This is a genomic window from Saccharothrix sp. ST-888 (genome assembly GCF_000955975.1).
GTDB lineage: Bacteria > Actinomycetota > Actinomycetes > Streptomycetales > Streptomycetaceae > Kitasatospora.
Genome location: NZ_JYJF01000666.1, coordinates 1 through 341, shown reverse-complemented (window position 1 = coordinate 341; position 341 = coordinate 1). Strand labels below are relative to the sequence as shown.

The following is a 341-nucleotide window of genomic DNA, read 5'->3' as shown; positions in this document are numbered from 1 at the left end:
GTCGGTGGGATGCTGTGGCGGGTCCCGGTGTCACCGGGGCGCTTGACGTGGTAGCTGTTGTGTCGGGCGCGTTTGACGACTCTTGGATAACTGCGGTTGCGGCGTTGCGGGTTGAGGTTTCTGAGGTGAGTGATGTTGTGACGTATAGCGTCAACGACACGGCCTTGGTGGTAAGGGGGAAAAGGCCGCCGGCCTCGCGGTGACGTGGAGGCGGACGAAACGCACGGTGCGGGTGAACTTGACCAGGTCGGGGTCAATCGTGGCGCTGGTGGCGGCAAGGCAGTTGAAGGCGCTGATCGCGTCGTGGGCGCGGAGGTAGCCGTAAATCTCCCGGAGGATGA

The 341-nt window shown here is 63.3% G+C and carries 1 protein-coding gene; it reads left to right on the top strand.

All coding sequences use genetic code 11. The features are described 5' to 3' along the window. On the top strand, positions 1-203 hold a 203-nt coding region (locus UK12_RS44065), incomplete at its 5' end, for a hypothetical protein (protein WP_231591510.1). Positions 204-341 lie beyond the last annotated feature (138 nt).